Origin of the sequence: Sphingobium sp. B2 (assembly GCF_007693735.1) — a bacterium.
In the GTDB taxonomy this organism is placed as follows: Bacteria; Pseudomonadota; Alphaproteobacteria; order Sphingomonadales; family Sphingomonadaceae; genus Sphingobium; species Sphingobium xenophagum.
Genome location: NZ_VDBZ01000006.1, coordinates 114,037 through 133,528 on the forward strand (window position 1 = coordinate 114,037; position 19,492 = coordinate 133,528).

18 protein-coding genes are annotated in these 19,492 nt (G+C 62.6%); 8 read left to right on the forward strand and 10 right to left on the reverse strand.

Features of this window, described 5'->3' with window-relative positions:
- Positions 1–400: 400 nt before the first annotated feature.
- Positions 401–1,384 (forward strand): DUF4158 domain-containing protein, encoded by a 984-nt coding sequence (locus tag FE851_RS23605; RefSeq protein ID WP_145206794.1) that lies wholly within the window; start codon positions 401–403, stop codon positions 1,382–1,384.
- Positions 1,384–1,740 carry a hypothetical protein gene (locus FE851_RS23610; protein WP_145206795.1) on the forward strand — a complete coding sequence of 119 codons (357 nt, stop codon included), beginning with the start codon at positions 1,384–1,386 and terminating at the stop codon, positions 1,738–1,740. The genes FE851_RS23605 and FE851_RS23610 overlap by 1 nt, the downstream gene beginning before the upstream one ends.
- Before the next feature lie 103 nt (positions 1,741–1,843).
- Here the strand turns inward: FE851_RS23610 and FE851_RS23615 are convergent, their stop codons facing one another.
- Together FE851_RS23615 and FE851_RS23620 are read right to left on the reverse strand one after the other, a co-directional pair.
- Positions 1,844–2,119, reverse strand: coding sequence for an HU family DNA-binding protein (locus FE851_RS23615; protein ID WP_103097437.1), 276 nt, complete (start codon positions 2,117–2,119; stop codon positions 1,844–1,846).
- A 95-nt stretch (positions 2,120–2,214) separates the two neighbouring features.
- Complete coding sequence (locus tag FE851_RS23620) at positions 2,215–3,234, reverse strand: MucR family transcriptional regulator (protein ID WP_103097434.1); 1,020 nt, start codon at positions 3,232–3,234, stop codon at positions 2,215–2,217.
- A gap of 701 nt (positions 3,235–3,935) precedes the next feature.
- Between FE851_RS23620 and FE851_RS26390 the strand changes: the two genes are divergently transcribed.
- Positions 3,936–4,106, forward strand: coding sequence for a DUF6771 family protein (locus tag FE851_RS26390; RefSeq protein WP_170065968.1), 171 nt, complete (start codon positions 3,936–3,938; stop codon positions 4,104–4,106).
- A gap of 89 nt (positions 4,107–4,195) precedes the next feature.
- A complete protein-coding gene (locus FE851_RS23625) occupies positions 4,196–4,447 on the forward strand; it encodes a hypothetical protein (RefSeq protein WP_103097445.1) in 252 nt (83 codons plus the stop codon).
- 59 nt (positions 4,448–4,506) lie between these two features.
- Here the strand turns inward: FE851_RS23625 and FE851_RS23630 are convergent, their stop codons facing one another.
- Positions 4,507–5,661: a tyrosine-type recombinase/integrase gene (locus FE851_RS23630; RefSeq protein WP_145206807.1), complete on the reverse strand. Its 1,155-nt coding sequence runs from the start codon at positions 5,659–5,661 to the stop codon at positions 4,507–4,509.
- Positions 5,662–6,148: 487 nt separating this feature from the next.
- Here FE851_RS23630 and FE851_RS23635 point away from each other — a divergent pair, with 487 nt between their 5' ends.
- Complete coding sequence (locus FE851_RS23635) at positions 6,149–6,679, forward strand: HD domain-containing protein (protein WP_010335326.1); 531 nt, start codon at positions 6,149–6,151, stop codon at positions 6,677–6,679.
- Here FE851_RS23635 and FE851_RS23640 read toward each other — a convergent pair.
- Positions 6,663–7,838, reverse strand: coding sequence for a tyrosine-type recombinase/integrase (locus FE851_RS23640; protein WP_145206796.1), 1,176 nt, complete (start codon positions 7,836–7,838; stop codon positions 6,663–6,665). The genes FE851_RS23635 and FE851_RS23640 overlap by 17 nt on opposite strands.
- 117 nt (positions 7,839–7,955) lie before the next feature.
- Between FE851_RS23640 and FE851_RS23645 the strand changes: the two genes are divergently transcribed.
- Positions 7,956–8,990 (forward strand): hypothetical protein, encoded by a 1,035-nt coding sequence (locus FE851_RS23645; RefSeq protein ID WP_145206797.1) that lies wholly within the window; start codon positions 7,956–7,958, stop codon positions 8,988–8,990.
- 132 nt (positions 8,991–9,122) lie between these two features.
- Here the strand turns inward: FE851_RS23645 and FE851_RS23650 are convergent, their stop codons facing one another.
- Genes FE851_RS23650 through FE851_RS23660 form a run of 3 tightly spaced genes read right to left on the reverse strand, consistent with a single transcriptional unit; the run spans position 9,123 to position 12,615 of the window.
- On the reverse strand, positions 9,123–10,112 hold the full coding sequence (locus tag FE851_RS23650; RefSeq protein WP_186378974.1) for a TniQ family protein: 990 nt from the start codon (positions 10,110–10,112) through the stop codon (positions 9,123–9,125).
- On the reverse strand, positions 10,109–10,945 hold the full coding sequence (locus FE851_RS23655; RefSeq protein ID WP_261371173.1) for a TniB family NTP-binding protein: 837 nt from the start codon (positions 10,943–10,945) through the stop codon (positions 10,109–10,111). Before FE851_RS23655 ends, FE851_RS23650 begins: the two co-directional genes overlap by 4 nt.
- Entirely contained in the window at positions 10,942–12,615 is a 1,674-nt protein-coding gene (locus tag FE851_RS23660) for a Mu transposase C-terminal domain-containing protein (protein ID WP_145206799.1), read from the reverse strand. Before FE851_RS23660 ends, FE851_RS23655 begins: the two co-directional genes overlap by 4 nt.
- A gap of 131 nt (positions 12,616–12,746) precedes the next feature.
- Here FE851_RS23660 and FE851_RS23665 point away from each other — a divergent pair, with 131 nt between their 5' ends.
- Positions 12,747–13,943 (forward strand): hypothetical protein, encoded by a 1,197-nt coding sequence (locus tag FE851_RS23665; RefSeq protein WP_145206800.1) that lies wholly within the window; start codon positions 12,747–12,749, stop codon positions 13,941–13,943.
- A gap of 485 nt (positions 13,944–14,428) precedes the next feature.
- On the forward strand, positions 14,429–14,902 hold the full coding sequence (locus FE851_RS23670; protein WP_137903204.1) for a hypothetical protein: 474 nt from the start codon (positions 14,429–14,431) through the stop codon (positions 14,900–14,902).
- Positions 14,903–15,860: 958 nt separating this feature from the next.
- On the opposite strand, the gene FE851_RS23675 is transcribed toward FE851_RS23670, so the two are convergent.
- The 3 genes from FE851_RS23675 to FE851_RS23685 all read right to left on the reverse strand — a co-directional run bounded on the left by FE851_RS23675 (position 15,861) and on the right by FE851_RS23685 (position 19,323).
- On the reverse strand, positions 15,861–16,979 hold the full coding sequence (locus tag FE851_RS23675; protein ID WP_017183331.1) for a replication initiator protein A: 1,119 nt from the start codon (positions 16,977–16,979) through the stop codon (positions 15,861–15,863).
- An 83-nt stretch (positions 16,980–17,062) separates the two neighbouring features.
- A complete protein-coding gene (locus FE851_RS23680; RefSeq protein WP_017183332.1) occupies positions 17,063–18,130 on the reverse strand; it encodes a ParB/RepB/Spo0J family partition protein in 1,068 nt (355 codons plus the stop codon).
- Positions 18,127–19,323 carry an AAA family ATPase gene (locus FE851_RS23685; RefSeq protein WP_017183333.1) on the reverse strand — a complete coding sequence of 399 codons (1,197 nt, stop codon included), beginning with the start codon at positions 19,321–19,323 and terminating at the stop codon, positions 18,127–18,129. Before FE851_RS23685 ends, FE851_RS23680 begins: the two co-directional genes overlap by 4 nt.
- Positions 19,324–19,492: the final 169 nt, after the last annotated feature.

Consider the following 19,492-nt stretch of genomic DNA (forward strand, 5'->3'; position numbering starts at 1 on the left):
AGCTCAAAGTCCCGATCATGATCGGGCACAGCGGTAGTTTCAGCGTCAGCGCACTAAGCAGCAAGGCTCCGGCCAAAACGCCGATGTTCGCATAGACCAGCACGCCACCTGCGGCAGAGAGCGCGTACCCCATGTCGACCACGATTTTGGGCACCCATTTCAGGATGAAGTAGAACGTCATGAGATGGCAGAAATAGGCTGCCGCCAGCAGCAGAGTGGTCCGCCGCAGATCGCCGGCGAACAGCCGCCGCATCAATGTAGCGGGCCCCTCAAGGTTTGTTCGCCAGACAACGCTAAGCTGGACAAATCACGAACGCTTAACCTTATCTTTGTGCATGCCTCCCCTGGCAACCGGGTCTAGCGTGACCGAACAGGGGCACCCCGACTCGGATGAGGTGACATGGCGCGGCGCAATCTTCTCTCGCGGCACGAACTCGAGCGGCTTTTCCTGCTGCGAACGGATCACTTTTCGATCGTCAGAAACTGCACCCTGCCGACCGAAGATCTCGATGCCATCGGCAAGCGTCGAGGTGGTGTCAATCGGCTCGGTGTCGCTGTTCACCTCGTGCTGCCGCGCCGCTCGGGGCTTGGGCTGCGCACCAACTCGGATATCCCTATCCCGCAGGCTATACTCAGCTACCTAGCTGCACAGCTTTGCGTCTCGCCGGACATATTCGAACACTACGGTCAACGCCCGCAGACACAAACCGATCATAGCGCCGCAGCAGCCAATATCCTCGGTCTCCACCCATTCACGCGCACCGATGTTGCCTACGCTATCGACCTGGCATGCCGGACAGCAATGCTGAGCGACCGTGGAGAGACCATTGCCCTGTCCCTGATGGACAGTCTCAGGGCGGACCGGTTCATTCTGCCGCCTCCCGACACCCTCGAACGGTCCGGGCTTGCCGGCCGGGCCCGTGCTCGCAAGCTTGCGGCCGCAGAGATCGTCGCGGAGTTGGACGACGCAACATTGGCATCGCTCGATGCGCTCCTGGTCGGTGACCCTGCGCTAGATATAACTCCCTTGGCGTGGCTTCGGGACATGCCCGGATCACCATCGGCCAAGAACATGAACGCGCTGCTTACGCGCTTGAAACATTTACGGCAGCTTGGAATTGATCCAGGGATCAGCCTTGCCACAACAGGATTCCGCTTCAGCCAGTTCATGCGCGAAGGCGGTGTAGCTCCCCCGTTTCTACTTGCCGACTATTTCCGGAATCGCCGCAGGGCAACGCTGGCAGCCGCAGTAGTCGCACTTGAAGTCAAACTTGCCGATGCGGCGATCCTGATGTTCGAACGCCTGATCGGCGGACTGTTCGCCCGCGCCAAGCGGGGCAGGAACGACGGTATCAGCAAACCGCACCATCCGTCGGCAAACTGATGCGGCTGTTCGGAGCGACTATCACCGCACTCGACATGGCGGAGGAAACCGGCGGCGATCCTCTAGTCCTGATCGATGAAATGGTAGGTTGGCACCGCTTGATGGCGGCCCGTCCTCACGTCGATGCCTTGGCTGATCTCACCCAGGAGGACACCCTGATTTCGGCCACCGAACGATACGCAACGCTGCGTCGGTTTTCCAGCAACTTCCTCGACACGTTTACGTTCAAGGCCTCGGGCAGCGGGTCGAACCTGCTCGCGGCGATTGATCTCCTCAAGCAGATAAACAGAAGTCGCGGCATGCACCTGCCGGATAATCCGCCGTGCCCTTTGCCAATCGTCAATGGGCCAAGCTGATCACGGCGGGCGGAAAGGTAAGCCGTGCCCACTACGAGACAGCCATAGGTTTGTAAGAACAAAGAGGGAGGCGGTCTTTTCCTGAAACGCCGCCTCCCGAGAATTAACCGTTGAGCTTGTCTTTCACTCCCTTGGCGGGTGTGAAAGCAAGCTTGCGCGCCGCCTTGATCGTCATCGCTTCGCCGGTGGCAGGATTACGTCCTTCACGCTCCGGCGTATCCTTCACCTTGAATTTGCCGAAGCCGTTGAGCGAAATCTCCTCACCCTTGGCCGCTGCATCAGCGATCGCATCGAACACGGCGTCGACGACCTTGCGGGCATCCGCCTTGGTAAGGCCGGCGTCGGTGGCGATCGCTTCGGCCAGATCATTGTTATTCATAGCAGTTCCTTCTTCTTTGATGGGCGCGGGCCTCAGTATCCACCGCCAGATTCGTTATGTCCGAGCAGTACTGGCCCGGTGAGTGGGGCCGAGATTCAGCTCGCGTCGTCCGTGGTCGGCTTGGGCGTACGCGCCATGCGCTTGGGCCTCGGCGCTTTGCCCGGCTTGTCGGCCTGCAGCGGTTCAGAGTTGGTTTCGCCCTCAGCAGCGGGAGCACCTTCACTGGGCGTCGCCTGCCCTTTGCCGAACAGCCCCAGCTTGCCGCGCGGCTTGCGTGGCGGCTTCGCATCGGGTTCCGGCGCTGCCGACGGAGTTGCCGCAGCGATAGCAGCCGACGCGCCGTCCGCCTGTGAGCCTTTCCCCGCCGCACGCTTCTTTGGGGTGGGTTTCACTCCGGTCACTTCGGAAGTCGAGCTGCTCTTGGGCTTGGCTTTCGCCTCGGGTGCGACCGGCTCGACCGATGGAGCCTTGTCACCTTCAGAGGCAGCAACGACTGGCGCATCCCCGTCAACTTTGGTTGGCTTGGGAGCCGCCTTCCGCTTCAACTTGCCTGCAGGTTTTACCGATTTCGGCGATGCGCCCTTGCCGGTTGGCGTTTTGGCCGCCGAGGTTTCCGCTTTTGCTGGCTTGCCGTCGGTAACCGGCTCGGCATTCGCGGCAGATGCAGCCGCGGTGACCGGCTTCTCGGCGCTCTCCGAAACAGCAGGCTTCGGACGATTGCCAAGACCGATCCGCTCGGCAATGGCGCGGCGCTTGGCTGTGAAGTCCGGAGCGACCATCGGATAGTCGGCGGGCAGCTTGTACCGCTCCCTATAGGCCTCCGGGGTCAACCCGTTCGACGCCAGATGGCGCTTGAGCGTCTTGTACGGCTTGCCGTCGATGAGGCTAACGATATGCGCACTCGACGACAGGCTCTTGCGGATCGACACCGCCGGCGTGAACGTCTGCTGTTCCTCCATAACCGGCTTGGGTGCCGTATCTTCGGTCAGAGCGAGACGGGTCTCCCGGATCAGTCGGGGCAAATCCTCGGATCCGACAGTGTTATTGGTGAGATAGGCGCTGAGGAGTTCTACAGTCAGTGCCGTGAGATCGGCGGGGTTTTCGGTTTCGGCCATAGTAGATAATGCTCCTGCAGCGTTTTATGGATCTGGAGATTGCGACGGCTCGCTTTTCACGAGCAAAAGAACTTAACACAAGAGGGAAACTGCCCGTTTTGGCGGCTGCGCCGATTTGAATCGCACCCAAACCATACACTGGATGGTATTCGTTCGTCAGAAGACCGGCACATTGTTCCTTCAACTGACAGCGCCGATGGGATGGCTGAAAGAACGCATGCACGGAACGGGCGCTCCAGTGCAATCCGCGCAATTGCCAAACCCCTGCCCTGCTATCATATGCCGCCATGCCTTTCAGGCATCCTCTCCCAAAACTTTTCAAGCCGGCCTTTGGGTCGGCTTTTCTGTTTCGAAACAGACTTCCGACAGGGAAGGATCTGACCTTGGTTCGCCGATGATCATCGAGCGATCCACTGTGTATCCGCAAGTTCTCCGCCCATTATCCGCAAAGTTATCCACACCCTGCCCGGTCTCGACATCTGGCCGGCATCAATTCGATGGCCCCATGGCATGCAGTACGATCACGACGACAGACAACCTCGTCGGATTTAACAAGGTCGAGCGCGCCCTGTACCACGTATCTCTGCGCGACCATTGTGCCTCGTGCACCGACATCGACCCATTCACTATCGGTAACAACGAAACTGTTTCGCCCCGTATCTAGTGGACAGGGTACACGGCTTGTGCCCATAGGCTGATCCATGGATTATCCGTTCACTACAACCATTCTTCAGGTCATCGAACGTGCCCCGCAATGGGTTCGCCACGACCTCGAGGCAAAGGATGCGGCGATCCGCGCGCGCGCCGAGGAAACGCTGGCAGCGATGATTTCAGCCGCTCTACAGGACATGCAGATCCCACCTCCGGCTTGACTGAATTGCAGGACGCCTTCTCTTTCCGAGCGAACGGCCCGGAACCAATCTGCCTGTACTCCCTTGATGAAAGCGAAGGAGACCATCGCATGATTGGCAAGATTATCGGGGCGATCGCCGGCAGCCACGCCTCGAAGCACGTACAGGGCCTCAATGGATCGGGCGGTGCACTTCTCGGCGTGGCCGTGCCGACATTACTGCGTCGACTAAGTCCGCTGAGCCTGATTGCCGTGGCGGCAGGCGGATATGCTTACAAGAAGTATGCCGACCGCCGCGAAGCAGACAAGCTTGAACGCGCACGGCCGAGCGGATTTGCGGAGCCCACGCGTACTCAAGCCTAAAGCATAACGCGGCAGCCTCAGGCCCTGAAGCGCTGTGGCTGCCGCCCCCCTGCTCCACCTCAGCCCAGCTTTTTCATTAGCCTCCCCGCCGCGCCGTTTTCTGCGGCGAGGTTGCGATTGTAGGCGAGCGGCATGCGCGGGCTCTTCCAGCGCAGCGCATCCATAATCCCGGCAAGATCCTCGCCGCTGGCGAAAAGATCCTGGTTGAGCCCGACCCGTGTGGAGTGCCCGCTGATCCGCTTCAGCCAGTGCTCCAGATCATCACGGGTAAGATCGGGCAAGGCCCCGCTGTCGAATGCGCGGCGTATGATCGCGCGCCAGATCGGCCCGATCGAGCCCGGATGCAGCGCCGTATTGCCGACACTGTATTCGGTACGCGCTTCGACCGCTGGCCTGGGGAGCGCCTTGCGCCAGTCATAGCCCTCACGCCCCGACAGGGTCGCAAGATCGCGCCCCGGTTGACGCGGCCGTGCCTTGTAGCGCCGGACGTACACCCTCCGAAACACCGGCCCTTGCGTGATACCGGATTCCTCAAGCCATGTTTCGAGCGCGCGGACCGTGCGCGGGGACAGGAAAGCTGTTGCCCCCTCCCCGTCCGGGTCGCCCTTGCTGCGTGGGATCGCCAGAAGCCGCGCATCGCGATCGGTTGCCGGGAGGATGTCAGCGAGCCTCACGGCCACCAGTTCACTGGCCCGCAGCCCGGTATCGTAAGCAAGGCTAAGCAGAGCCCGGTCGCGCAGACCGACGGGGTCGGCACCGCAGCTTTCCAGCAAGGCGCGCAGATTGAGGCCGCGCGCCGGATCGCGCTCGACATCGGAGACCGGTCCCTTGAAGCGGAGCGGCGCGGCCTGCCGCTGGGCGACGCCCTTGTCCTTGCGGATCGCAGCGAGCGTCAGCTTGACCATCGGCGCTACGGTGGGATCAACGAGCCCCAGCAACTGGTGCAGCCGCGCGATCGACGCCTTGTAGCGGGCGAGCGATGCGGGCTTTGCCCCTTGCCCTGCCCGCGACCTGAGATAATCGGCAACGTCCCCGGGCCCCGCAGGCACGGTGATCCGGCGATGCTGGCGGCACCACAGGTCGAAGGCGGAGAGGTCGGAACGCAGCGCGGCGAGTGTGTGCTTCGAGGCTGCAGCCTGGAAAGCGTCGAGCAAGGCCGCATCGACCACCACCGGCTCGGCGGTGCGCAGCGAGGTGACCAGAGGAACCAGGATGCTCGCCGCTTCGGGTTGATTGTGCCGATCTTCGGCAGAAAGCTTCGCTCTGGCCGCAAGTGATAGACCCGCGGACGGGAGCCATGCTGGGACAGGGTCTATCGGTTTGCCTTCCACCTTCGAAGAACCTTCCCGGGATTCGCTGATTTCCGCCAGTTTTCCAGATCTCGCCCGGGTATAGCCCAATGCATATGGTCATGCAATAAGCGCAATTGTCGGACGCCAAAGTAGAGCACATTGGCATGCAATACACGACGATTTGCGCGCCAGAGTAGACTGCATCCATAACGGTAGGCGAGGGTTCTTTCGACTGGCATGCTGAGAGGCCCATCCTGGTAGGGCATATATGCGAATGCAAAAACCGCGCCGAGATCATCTGTCTCGGACGACTCATGACGGGTTCTACATTGGATAATGGTTTTCAAAGAGAATGCGTCTACAGAGTGCCCATCCCAAAATTTCTACCCTCCGCACGAGAGCCGCTTCGATGAAATCCCAACTCGTTTCGAAAGCACTTCAGTTTGCGACAGACGCACACGGGAGCATCAATCATGTCCGCAAATACACTGGTGAGCCCTACATAACCCACCCAATCGAGGTCATGGAGATCGTTCGCAGCGTTCCCCATACCGATGAGATGCTGGCAGCCGCCCTGCTCCACGACACGATCGAGGATACTGCCGTAACGCGCGAGGACATTGGCCGCGAATTCGGCGAGACCGTGGCGGGTCTGGTGATGGAACTGACCGATCAGTGCCACGAAGGGAACAGAGCCACCCGCAAGGCGGCAGAAGCAGCACGGCTCGGCACCATCTCCCCTGCTGCCCAGACGGTGAAGCTCGCAGACTTTATCAGCAATACCAAATCCATCGTTGCCGGCAATCCTGGGTTTGCGAAGGTCTACCTTCGCGAAAAGCTCCGCGCGCTGGAAGTCATGACTGCAGGCGACCCCACGCTCTTTCAGCGCGCCCTGGACTTGATCGAGGACGCGAAGACCAGCATCAATTTTCGCCCCTGACGGCTAAGTCCGTTTGCCCGAGGCGCCTGGCCAGACGCGCGCTGGCACCGCTCTTGACCGCGAGCCGCGCCCCGTAGCGCATGACCGTGCGGGCATCATTCCAGCGATAGGCCTGCATAATCGCCGGCAGCCCCTCGCCCGCAGCAAAATTGTCCTGCGCCACACCGACGCGGATCGAGTGCGACGATACCGCTTTCAGCCAGCGTTCGAGCTCGTCCTCGCTCATCGCACCCAAGAGCTTCTTCTCCCAGGCGCGGCGGATGATCCGCTTGTAGATGAGGGTGATGCTGTTGGGGTGCAGCCGCCCTGCCCCGATCCTATCGAGCGTACCGTCGAAGTGGCGCACGATCCGGCGCAGCAGCGGCCCTTGGTCGATGCCGGCCGCCGCACGCCAGCGCGTGATCGCGACCATCGTCGCCGGCGCCAGGTAGGCTTCGGCCCCGGCCTGCGCCCGGTCGGTCTTGCTGCTGGGGATGTGCACCACCCCGGCCCCTTCGGCGTCGGGTCCATCGATATGCGCGACCTCGATCGCGACGAGCTCGGAGCGGCGCATGCCGGTGTCGTAGGCGATGCGCAGCAGCGCAGCATCGCGCAGGGCGTGTTCGTCACGCCCGCAGCCCTTGAGCAGGTTGGCAAGACATACGCCCGTGGCCGGGCTGTCGAGATCGGCAATGTCGCCCTTGAAGCGAATGCCGCGTGCCTGGCGCTGGCGCACACCGAGGTGGTTGCGCGCCGCCTTGCGCTCGAACTTGATCAGCGGCCCCGCGGTGGGATCGGGTAGCCCTGCCATGCGGTAGGCCCAGCCCACATGGACGAGGTAGCGGTCGATCGTCGCCATCGCCCGCGGTTTGGTGTCGCTGGCATCGAGTCCGGCAAGCGTGCGGATCCAGGCGGCGACATGCTCCGGCTGCGCCCGCGCCGGCAAGACCCGGTGCGCCGCGCACCACCGGCTCCACAGCGCGAGGTCGGAGGCGAAGGCGCGGCGGGTGTTCGCCGACCAGGCGCGCATGGCGGCATCGAGCAGGCCCTCGTCGAGGGCGGCGGCGGCCGCAGCGCCCTGCCCCACCAGCGTGCGCACGTCGGCGATCAGGTCCGCAGGCGTGATGCGCCGGGCAGTGGCAGCCGGGATGGCGGTGGTAGAAAGGCGCTTTTGCGTCATGGCGCCGAGCCTAGCAGGGGGATGTGCGGCAGTACAGAGGCACGATAAGCATCTATTATCACTACTGCGGATGCGAGTAGATGGACTGAACCGCACCTTTCAGTCTAGTATCAGGCCATGACGCGCCCGCCTTTGCCCTTCACAGCGCTCGCCTGGACGCCCGATCTTGCCGCCGCGCTGGGCGAGGCGATGGCCGCGATCGCCCGCCTCGATGCCCGGATTTGCGTGAGTCCGTTCGCCCCCGCCTGGACATTGCGGGCCAGCTGGGCCGGTTATGCCACCGCGCTTCGGCTCCAGCAGCTGGAGCTCGAGGAAATCGACATTATTGCCGAGCAGTGCGGCCTGCGGCTCGCGGGCCGCCCCTTGCCCCAAACTACCGGCACGCCTTTCGACGCCTATGGGCCCTGGCTCGCGCGCCTCGCAGAACCTGAGGGGCGGCACTGGCGCGAGGACTTACCTTTCACGTTCGATCCGCCCGCAGGCTGGCGCGAGGCGCCCGTCCTCGTCCGCGCGCTCACCCTGCTCGATGCCTGGGCGCTCACCGACCGCAGTAGCGCGCCCTGGCTCGGCTTGCCGATCGTGCTGCGCCGCATAGGGATCACCGCAAGCCCCCTGCCCTGCCTCGTCGCCGGCGGTCCCGGCCAGCGCTTCGCGCTCGATCCAAGAACGGCGGTGCTGAAACGGCTATGCAAGCAACTGCGCCGATCGGCCGAGGACGGCCTCGCGCGGCTCGACCGCCTTGAGGCGGGGGCCCGGCGCAGCGCCGCCGCGATCGCCGCCGAGCACCGGCCCGGCGCGCTCGCCAAACTCGGCCGCCTCGCGCTGGCCCGACCCTGCCTGGCCGCACGCAGCGTCGCCCCCCTGCTCGGTATCACCGTCTCCGGCGCCGGCAAGCTGCTCGACCGCGCCACCCGTCTCGATCTCCTCGTCGAGATATCGGGGCGCGGCACCTGGCGCTCCTACGTTACCCCCGATGTCGCTTTAGCGCTGGGGCTGATAGCCCCCGACCGCGGGCGGCCGCGCACGCCGCCTCCGTCCTCCCCTGCCCTCGATACCGTGCTGGCCACCTTCGATGCCGAAATGGCGGCGCTGGACGCCCGGCTCGACCTGCTGGGCGTCGGGTCTCCGACCGGTTTTGCCCCAACTAACTGACATATAGAGAAAAAATAAGTCTCTCCAAAGACCGGCCTCCGAGCGCGAAAACAACCATTCGGATAGGCAAATGCCTACACCCGTTCGGCGCGCTCTACGGGCTTCACAGGGCATTTTATGCGCAAATGGAGCTTACGGCGCCCTCGCAGCGCGCCTTCGAGAGCCAGGAGCGGACAATAGGCCACGTGGGGTTCGCCCGGGTGCCGACACATCGCGCCGCTCCTGCACATGGGCATAGGCCAGCACCACATCGAACAGGTGCGAATCGACGGGGCATGGCGTAGCCCTACCCCGGCCGATGCGCCAGTTTCGCGGCAACCGCGTGGGCGGTTGCAGCGACGCTGCGTTCTGCACGGGACGTTCGGGCATCGTCATCGCGACCAACCGCTCGAATCCCCACACCGCTCGGTCGAGGTGGCTGTGGGCCAGCGCGAGCATGGCGACGCGATGGCGCGTGAAGTGGAACAGATTACCCTGAAAGCGTTCCAGGTAATGCTGCTTCTCCCCCTTGAAGCGATTGAGGCTGCCCCGCAGTAGCGTGTCGATACACAGCGCGTTCCACGCGAGCCGGCGCCCACGATAGGCGATCCCCCCGCGCACACGCTCTGCCTCGGCGAGTGCATCCACAAGCCAGGCATCCAGAGCCCGATCGGACATCGGCCCTTCTTCCACCGGCACCCGACTAAGCAGACCATCGTGGAGCCGGCACCGCCAGCTCATCCGCAATATCCATTCCTTGCGGATGATCCGCGGTTGCCCGTCCCGCCGGGCCTGCTGCCAGCAGCGGGCACAGACATACTGGCGCATGCGGCGCGGCAACAAGGCGGACCCATCGACGCTGAGAAAAGTGCCTTTGACGATCGAAGGCTCAATCTGCACCGCCCAGGCAAGGCGTTCGACCATGTGATGAACGCGAAGATATTCGGCAAACCCCAAACCGCTTTGGCCTCGGGCAAGATCCTGCCTTGCCAGCGCTTCCTCGATGCCTAGATGCCGAAACAGATCAGACCGCGTGGTGTCATGCGCGAAAGCCACCCGATCGATCCAGGAATCAAAGCACTCGTCCACCTGCGGGCGCACCCGGAACGCCAGCGGCTCCGGCTCTAGCCCGAGCGCGGTCATCGCGCCGCATAGTTCGGCAGCAGTGTTGCCGCCTCGCGGATATCGGAAAATTCGACACATTCGCGGCCGTGCCGGCGCGCCACCTTGTGCCCCCAGTGCAGCAGCCGCTTGAAGTTGCCGGTGACGCCAAGGCTGTTCTGCCAGAGAAACGCTGCGACCTCGGGCTCGGCAAGCCGTTCCGGCTCGATCAGATGCATACCCTGCCCGAGCGCGCGGATCAGCCGCTGCGTCGCTTCGCCCTGCGACCAGGGTTTGAGCCGCAATATGATCGAGCGGTACGCAAGCTCGACATCCTCGGAAAATATGTCGGCAGCAACATCAAGCCCCGCCACGACCATCGGCACATTGCCTTCGCTCATCAGGAAACGGAACGCATCAAGAGTGTCGCGCCGCGCCCGGCCACTGGCGGTCAAGATGGCATGGACATTGTCGATACCGACAAGCCGAGTGCGCTGGCGCCGCAGCAGTTCGACCACCTTCAGGTCCGCAACGCGCTGGGTCTTCCCGGTGATCGGCCAGCCCTGCTTCCACAGTAAGGTGAGGTTGATCTTGAGCGCCGTCGAGCCGGCGGGGATGACCGTGCGCAGCATCGGCTCGTAGCGCGCCTCGTCGAAGCCTGCCGGTTCGGGAAAATCATGGACAATCCGCCGCTGCGTCTCGCGCAGAATCGAGGTTTTCCCCATGCCCGACTGCCCCACCAGAACCACGCAGGGCGGCCGCTCATCCGGCTCGTCATGGGCAAGCTCGACCAAGGTCTCGACATGCTGCCTGGCCTCATCGAAATCGATCCAGAAGGCCTGCGACAGAGCGGAGATGCCATTCGGGGCCATCATCGATCGATCCGCTTCAGCCACCCGTCCTCTCCCAATTCCGCCACGGAAACCCAGTTGGCCTCGGACGGTGAAGCGGCGGTGGTCGCCACGGCGCCATGCGACGTTCCCTCACGCTCCTGACGCTTGCGCGCTTCGCGTATCCGTCGGGTTTTTGCAGCAGAGGTCAGGACCTCGCGACGATTGGCGTGAATCAGGCGGGCCGTCTCGGCCCGTACCCCACCCTCCTGATAGGCCCTGCCAGCCTGAGAAATCTCCGCGCGGGCCGCTTCCCATTCCGCCAGACTGACCTGCGGATAGCTCCCCACCACCTGGGCCGCGACGAAAGCACCCTCCACTTCAGGATAGACTTCCTGAATGGTGCGTTCGTCGACATGCACCATGATCTTCTGGCCTATCCTCGGCGCAAGGCTCGCATGCCAATAACGGCGGTAGCCGATCTGGATGCCATAGGCTTTTATGGTGCGCTCAACCCATGGCAGAAAACGGCGGGTCAAAGCCGTTCCGTCGATGCCCGGCGGCAATAACGGCCCGTGCGCTGTAGCCTCCCGTGCCCATATCTGCGCCGGCGCTAGCCCGCCCAGGCCCGCATGCGGCTCGCCATGATAGAGGCAGATCGCCCGCACGAACCAGCGCTCGAACTCCTCGATCGTCATCGTCGCGGTCGTCCCGGCATCGTAGCCATCGCGTTTGGTGGCGTTCGATCCCGTCGCACCGGGTAGCAGTCGCATCTTGCCCATCATCGTCCCGATCAGGCGCTCGATATGGCCGCCCCAATGGGCAGGACCTCGCGGCCGAACATCCGGATCGATGCCGTAGAAGAGACAGGCAAACCGGAAGGATTGCGCGCGATGCGGCGCCGCATGATCGGCATGCAGGCGTTTGAACAGGCCATACATCGGGTAATCGACGTCAAGACCGAGCACCGCAAGGAGCGGTCCCTTGGGCAGGAGGGCATTGGCGATCGCGCGCCCACAGCGGAAAATCGAAGGATCCCCAAAACTCACATAGAAGCCCAGGATGCACCGGGTCTGAACCTCGATCAGCAAGGTCACCCAAGGCCGGCCGAGCTCGCGGCGCTGCACACTATCGACCAGAATGACGTCGGCCCGCGTATGGTCCATCTGGACAAGATCGAGAAAACCACTGCTCACATATTCGCCGGCATGCGGCTCATGGGCACTGCGCGCTTTCGAACCCATGCTGGTTCGCGCGCGCGTCGGCTCCGAAATCGCCGAAATGGATCGCTCGATACTCCGCTCGCTTGGCACGGTGGCAGCTTCGAACCGAAAATCGCCATTGTCGGCGATCAGCAGTCCCCGTACCTGACGCGCGGTTTCCTTCACACTTGCGCCAGACATCTGAAGGTAGATCTCACCAATCAGGGTGTCGATGGCATCCAGCACCTCGTGACTTCCCCGTCGGCTCCCCGCCTTTGGCCCTTTGGGTAAGGGCGCCAGTGATTCCGCGACCGGATGCTGCCGGAACCGCCTGGCAAGTTCCCGAATTCGTCGCTCCTTGAGCCCCGTCGACGCCGCAATCGCGGTCACCGCCTGTGCCGTCAGAGCCGCTTCAAGCGGAACATAGTGACGAAACAGCGGATACAAGTCCGCGCCTGTTCCCAACGCGCCTTCCGAACGCCGGCGCGCAGGCGGAGGTTTGCGTTCGATCATGCCGCCGAATCCTGCAAAAATACCCGCGCTAATGTCACCTATTATGGCATGCTGGACAACAAGGCTTTTTGGGCGCGACAGAGAATGCAGCACTCTGGCACATGTATCCTGTTGATAGTGAACGATATATTATGAATGCTATCTTCTATGGCGTGCGACAACCGCCCTCCCCCGCGGATATCGAGGCGCTGTGCGCAACCCAGGTGCACGCGGCCCGCGCCCTCGGTCAGCTTGATGCCGCCCTCACGTGGTGTCCGCCCGACATATATCCCATCCTCGCTGCGCGTCTCATTCGCGAGACGCTGATCTCGGCGCTGCGGCAGGAAGGGCATGCGTTCACCGACGCTCGCTTCCATGCCTGGTTCGCGGGGCTTGTACCACTTTCCGACGAACCGCTCCAGTTCGCCCTCGCCCCCCGCGCTCTGGTGACCACCCTGCTCGCCGAGATGACCCGCAGCAGCTGGGCGCCGCTGGCGGACGCGGCACGTGGATTTGAAAAAGCCTGTCTGGCCCTGCGGGACCTCGACAACCATCCGGCCGTCGAAGCCGCGCTGGCCGCCATCGACGAGGCCGCGGCGCTGGTGGCAGATCTGGAGCCGGCCCCCCTCCCCTTTGCGGCCCTGGCCGCCCTCCACCGCGCCATCGGCCAAAGTCCGCGCTTTGCCCCCGCCGAGCGTGCAATCGAGCCGATCACGCTCGGTGGGCGACAAGTGGCGATTGAGCGGGCGCGGCCGCCCTCGCCGCGCTGGGCGGTCGAATACGCCTTTGCCGCCCATCTGCGAGCCACCGGCGCATTGAGTGCGGTACTGCCGCTGAACGGCCTGATCCGGCTCGATACGGTGCGCGCGGCCGACGTCGACGAAAAACCGGCACATGCCGCCATCGTTCAGTCCGAAGCGCTGCGCGATGCCCTGAATCACCTCAACAGCCTTCTGGTTGAGGCCCGCGACATATGCAGAGACCTCGCCGATCGTTATAGCGGGAAGCGCGCGAGTTCACGTGCCCCGCAACTCTACGGCCTCCTCTCCGGCTTTGGCCCGCTGCGTTCGTCCCAGATCGAAGCCGTGCTGGGCGCCACCCGCCTCGGGGTGCGGACCATGCTTGCCGCCCTGTCGCAGGCAGGCGACCTGACCATCGAAACCCTGTCGGGGGTCAAGCTCTATTCGGTTACGCACACTCGGGCGCCCCTTGCGCCATCCGCGCTGACCGATGAACCGGGCCACTTTTCGAGTGAGGCGCTCGAGGACTATGATGCCGCGCTCGCGCAGATCGACGCCCTGCTGGCGCGCTACGACGATCGAGACGATCGATCGGACGGCGAAAGCTGAAATCCGGCGAAAATCGCGTCCCCGCAAATGCCCCTTACAGCGCCAAAACGACACTGAGCCAGGCACGACTATAGCAAGGGCCTCAAATCGCGCTGTACGGGCTTCTCAGGGCAAATTTACATGCCGAGCGCGCCACGCCGACCGTCATCCACCCAATTTTGCACCAATGAGCTGCCTATGAAGCCGAACAAGCCATGTCCGTAATCGCGCGCCGCATGGCGACCGATCGGACCGCCCCGTCGGGCGCACCGCACGCGCCAAGTCGCGCGCGGCCTTATCGAGGCGTGCCAGCGACGTCGCAAGCCTGTCATCGCGGCGAGACCCATCGGATGCCGGCATCACCGACAAGGGCAATTGATGCTCGTGACACCACAAGTTGGCGCTCGATATTCATTCCTTGCGATATGAAGCGACCGCCCTTCGGCTAGCATGCCGGACCAGCAGCATGCGCACCCATAGTGGCGCAGGGCGGGTGGCAACAACCAATGCGCGGGCCACGCGGAAAAACCGTCCATCACCGCAGCGCTGCCGATATTCACTGCCCATCCCAGCCCGGTAACGAGTTCGTCGATGGCCGCATGATGCCACGTCGGCAGGTCGAGCTTGCCGCGCGCCGGATCATAATCTTCCGGATCGGTATCGAAATCGAAATAGCGGAACAAGGTTCTGCGCGAGGTGTCGTGGCGCCGCGCGATCCGGTCAAGCCACGAATCGAAACACTCTTCAGGCTGGCGCTACCATCGTTGGAATTCGTCACCACCGGCCTTGCTATGATGCTCTCGCTTGTGTTGCAGCCTTCCGAGTTCGTTTCCCCTTCCCTCTTGAATCTCTTTCAAAGAGAGGAAGCGCCGCAGGCGGCGTTACTTCGTTTAGACTCTAAGGTTCAAAAGTTAGCCTGTGGACGGCTTGCCTGCGACTCACGGATTCATCACGAGTCGCGCGCATTGCCCCGTTCCTAAAATACCGTTCGGCCGTTCCCGAAGTACCTAGCTATCCGTTCCCATTGAACCGTGATTCGGTTCCCAAAGTACCGTGCTGCGTTCCTGAAATACCGTGCCTCGGCTCGTGCTGTCCTGTGAGTAAAATGCGTTTTACCGGGACCTATATACCGGAAAACAGGGTCTTTTCCAGCGTTCAGGCTATTTCAGATTGCCTCATTTGGCGGGCGGTTGCGTCCGCGGGTTAGCGGCTTACGGATCGATTCGGCGACCCCAGATTCGCAATAGCGACTCGCCACGGTATTTCAGGAACGCCGAGGTGCCCTCTGGGGTGCTTCGCCGCTGTAGGACATCGCCGTTTGGTTAAATCGATGGCGCGAGACTGGCTCATAGGTGCGTGCCGGCAGCGACTTCGTCCGGCCGTTCGGGCGCCCTCCTGGCCTTTGGACCGAATTCATCGGGCCGTACACGGTACTTGGGGAACGGCTATTCCAGTGGCCCCGCAACGGAGTTGGGCGCCGGCTCCGCCAGTGTGGGGCATTCTCACGGTATTTCAGGAACGGCCTTGCGCTCAGGGCCTTGCGCATCTGTTGGTCAACATGGAGAGGCCCCCTACCCGCCCGCTCGGCGTGGCTCCCGTGACCGTCGGGCGAGCCTGAACATTGACGTCGTGCAGCCTGATCCGGCCTCGGCGCGTCTTGCAGGCGTCTGGCGCGCGTTCCCAATATACCGATATCTTGCGGTCGCGCTCTGTTGTGCTGTTCTGCTTTCAGATTTCTGAGTGCCGGGCGCTGGACGTCTCACTGACCGTCGCCATTGCGAGGACCCTATTGCGATCACGGCGTACGGATCGGGCGGAGAATCCGCAGGTGAGGGTGGGCCGCCGGGCAGGGTGATTGGTCAGCCGCGATGCCGGCGGGTTTGACGCGGTACTACAGGAACGGTCGGTCGGGCAGTTCCACGGTCTGCGGCTGTTGACCTAGAGGGCAGGGCGCTGCTTGGAGCAGAACGTCGCGAATATCTGGGTGATGTTCTTGGCGTTGTAGGCGATCTCGCGTTGACGCAGGAACGCACGAAAGTCGCTGGCCACCAGGCCGTAGTCTCGCTGCGGGCTCGGTAGGTTGGCGCGAGCGATCGCGCCGAACGGTGTGTGCGCAATATGACCGTCAGGGAAGACGATCTCCCGTTCGTCGGCCGAAGCTTTGCTCAACACGGTTTTGGAAGCTGGCGCGGGGACCGGGGCAGGGGAGGGGGTTCCTACTGCCTCCTGGGACAGGTCTCGGCGGACCATGCGCAGGAAGGGTTCAGCGTCATCCCGCGATTCCAGCTCGAGCGAATAACCGGGTAGGGAATCCTCTTTCACGATCTTGGTCATCTCGAACTTGAACCGACGGTAGTCGCCTTCAGCGCCGGATTTCTCGAACAAGGTGGGCATGGAAATGGCAAATCCATCGGAACCAGCGCCGCCGGCATGCTTCCTGGCAACCCGATAGAGCCACCGCTCGCGTCCGCCCGTTAGCGAGAAATACGCAGGATCGATCGCGAGGACGCCGCCCTCCATGAGCACGCCGTCATAGAACCATTTGGCGAGGGTGATCCGCATGCCGCGGATATTGCCCGTGCGATCCTTCAGCTGGCTATAGCTATCGATCCAGGAGAATGTCGTTTCGACCGAGTCTCCCGAGCGGATGTTCGTCTTGACGGTCGTCGACTGCAGCCTGTCGAGCGCATTGCCGAGGAGATCATAGGCGCGCCCGCCAACTTCGCGCTTAAGCGTCCGGAGCATGTCATAGGGCACGACATGCAGGGTCTGGGGAATGTCGTTCGTTCCGCGGCGCTTGTGTTCGATGAGCACCGACGCGCAGTAGATGAGAATGTCGAGATCGTAGATCGTCGCCAGCCCATACTCCGAGTTCGCCGTGACATGCACGGTGATCTTCCGGTCGGGGCTTACATAATCGATCGGCTTCAGGCGCTTGCGCTTGGACAGAGAGAAGAACGGCCGCTCCATCGTCTCGCGCTGGTCCCGGAGGGGCAGCGTCGTGAGCTGAGGAAGAAAGAGGTCGACCTGACCGTCTTCGCGGGCGTTCTTTGGCATCGCATGTCCTGGGCGGAGTAAAACACGTTTTACTCTCATCTAACTGATTGTTTTACAAATATAATCCCTAAATCCGTCCGTCGTCACCGAGTGAATTTCGCAGCTTCCAAAACCGGCCGCAGGGTCTCGAGGATCTCATCGATCGAGGCCGCGCCGCGCGGATTGATATTGACCGTAATCCCCTTGGCCCTGGTGTCGACGAGGATCTGCCCGATCTGCGCACCGCCGGCCATCGTCAGAGCCGCCTTTGCCCTGCGAGCCGGTTGCGCCTTGGTCGGCTGCGCTGCGCCGGCAAGGCGTTCGCACACTTTGCTGCCTTCGATCCGGTCGGCACCGGCATTACGCAAGGCGGCCTGCTCAGCCGCGATCTCGATCGCCGCTGCAACGATGCCATCGCGATGCCGCTCGTCCTTCAGCAGAGGCGCCAGGCGCATGCCGTGACGAACCTTGATATCGCCTGGATCAGCAAAGGCGGAAACGACTTCGTCCGGGAGCTCCGAGAGCTGCAGGAGGTTGTGAAGGTTCTGCTTGGGGATCGCGAGCCGGTCAGCCATCTGCGTCCGGACACCGCCATAATAGGCATCGACGGCATGACGGTAGTTGCGCGCGCGTTCGAGATCGGTGACATCCTCCCGTTCGCGGTTTTCAAGGTCCGCTAGCCGGAAGGCACCTTCGTCGTCGAGCGTTTCGATCCGCGCCACCAACTCGATTTCCGAGTGGTTGTTGGCGTGGAGCCAGGACACGCAGAAATGGCGCCTCGTTCCGACGATGAGCTCGTAGGGCCGATCGCTATTGGGAGTCCGGCGAACGACCACCGGCTCGCGGTTCGTGCCTTCTTCCCGAATGGATTCGATCAACGAGGAACAACGATCGTAGCTGAGCGCCGCGTAATCGCGCGCGTTGCCGCGCCAGATCGAGCATTCCGAGGGCTTCAGGCGAATCGTGGGCCGTTTGACGGTGCGGGCGATCTCATCGAACGCGATGCCGCGCCGCTCCAAGAAGGACGGGGCAGCGGGCTCCTCGCCCGGCAATTCCTGGACCGCGAGGTCCTGGCCATCGTCTTTCGCAATCGGGGTTGGCACCGGCGTCGTGCCGATGCTCTCGATGGCGTTTGTCAGGAGACTCCGTCGCTTGCCGCCCGCGCTGCTCATGCCGCCTCCGTCAGCCGATCGGTGCCAAGCTGCGCCATCCGGGACGGCCACTGCTTGCAGATATCCTTCTCAATCTCCCGGAACACCATGTTCAGGTTGTCCCGACAACGCGTGTAGGTCTGGTGCGAGCCATAGGGCTTGTTTATCTCGTAGATCGACGACATTGAGAGCCCGGCGTTCTTGACCTCTTCGGAGAGGAGGATCGGTGTCGAGAGCATCTGCCCGGCATAGGTCTTTTCCATGACCTGCAACATCTGCGCTTCATTGGTGCGACTGGGCTGGAACATGGTGCAGACGATCCGGATGAACCCGTAGTCGATCGAAGAATCGAACTTCGACACCAGTTCCATGGCCTCACGGCAGGTCTGCATGAAATGAATGGTCGACAGATAGTCGAGCTGCCTCGCGGGAACGGGAATCAACAAGCCATCAGCCGCGGTCAGCGTGTTGACGCCGAGGAACCCCATTGCCGGGGGCGGATCGAGAATGACGACGTCATAGTCGTAGCGAACCTCTTCCAGCCCGATCCGCAGCATCCGGAAAGCCCCGGCGATGGCCGTCGGACCCTCCTCGATCGTCGCCGTCAACTCCCACTCGGTATCCTGCAATCCGAGGTTCGCCGGGCAGATGTCGATATTCGGCCAGCAGGTCCTCTGGATCGTCTTGCGGAGCGAATCGGCCTCGTCGATGCGCGGCGACAGGAAGTTTGATAGCGTGTGCGTTTCGTCGACCAGCGCTTCGAGATTGACGTCGAACATCACGCTCATGGAGGCCTGCGGATCGCAGTCGACCACTAGGACGCGGTATCCGCGCAGACCGAGATAATCCGCAAGATGCTTGGCGGTCGTGGTCTTGCTGACCCCGCCCTTGAAGTTCTGCGTGGCGAGCACGACCGCCCGTTCCTCGGGCAATTTGCCCATTTTGATACCCAGGGCCTCGCGAATCGCGATCAGGTCCTCAACGGTATAGAAACGGCGTCCATTGGCCGCCGTCTTGGGCGCGGGAAGCCGCCCGCGCGCTTCCGCTTTGGACAACGCCTCAGGCGTGCGGCCGAGAAATTCCGCGGCGACCGTAGCGCCCATGGAGATGTTCAAGGTCTTCCGGTCGGAGGGGTCGATCGCCGCCTGGCGAAGCACGCTTTTGGCATTCTCGCACGAGGTGATCATCGCGTCGAGAATCTGACCCGAAAGCATCGTGATGTCCCCCTTCTCAGCAATATTTGGCAGGGGTTCGTGAAAACGGACCCTGAAATGACCATAATTCGGGACAACTATGCCAAATTGAGGGTGGTTAGTCAAATTGGTGCCATTGCGGGTCAACGAGCCGGTACAGACCCGAGAACGGCTGAGTCTTTCAGGACGC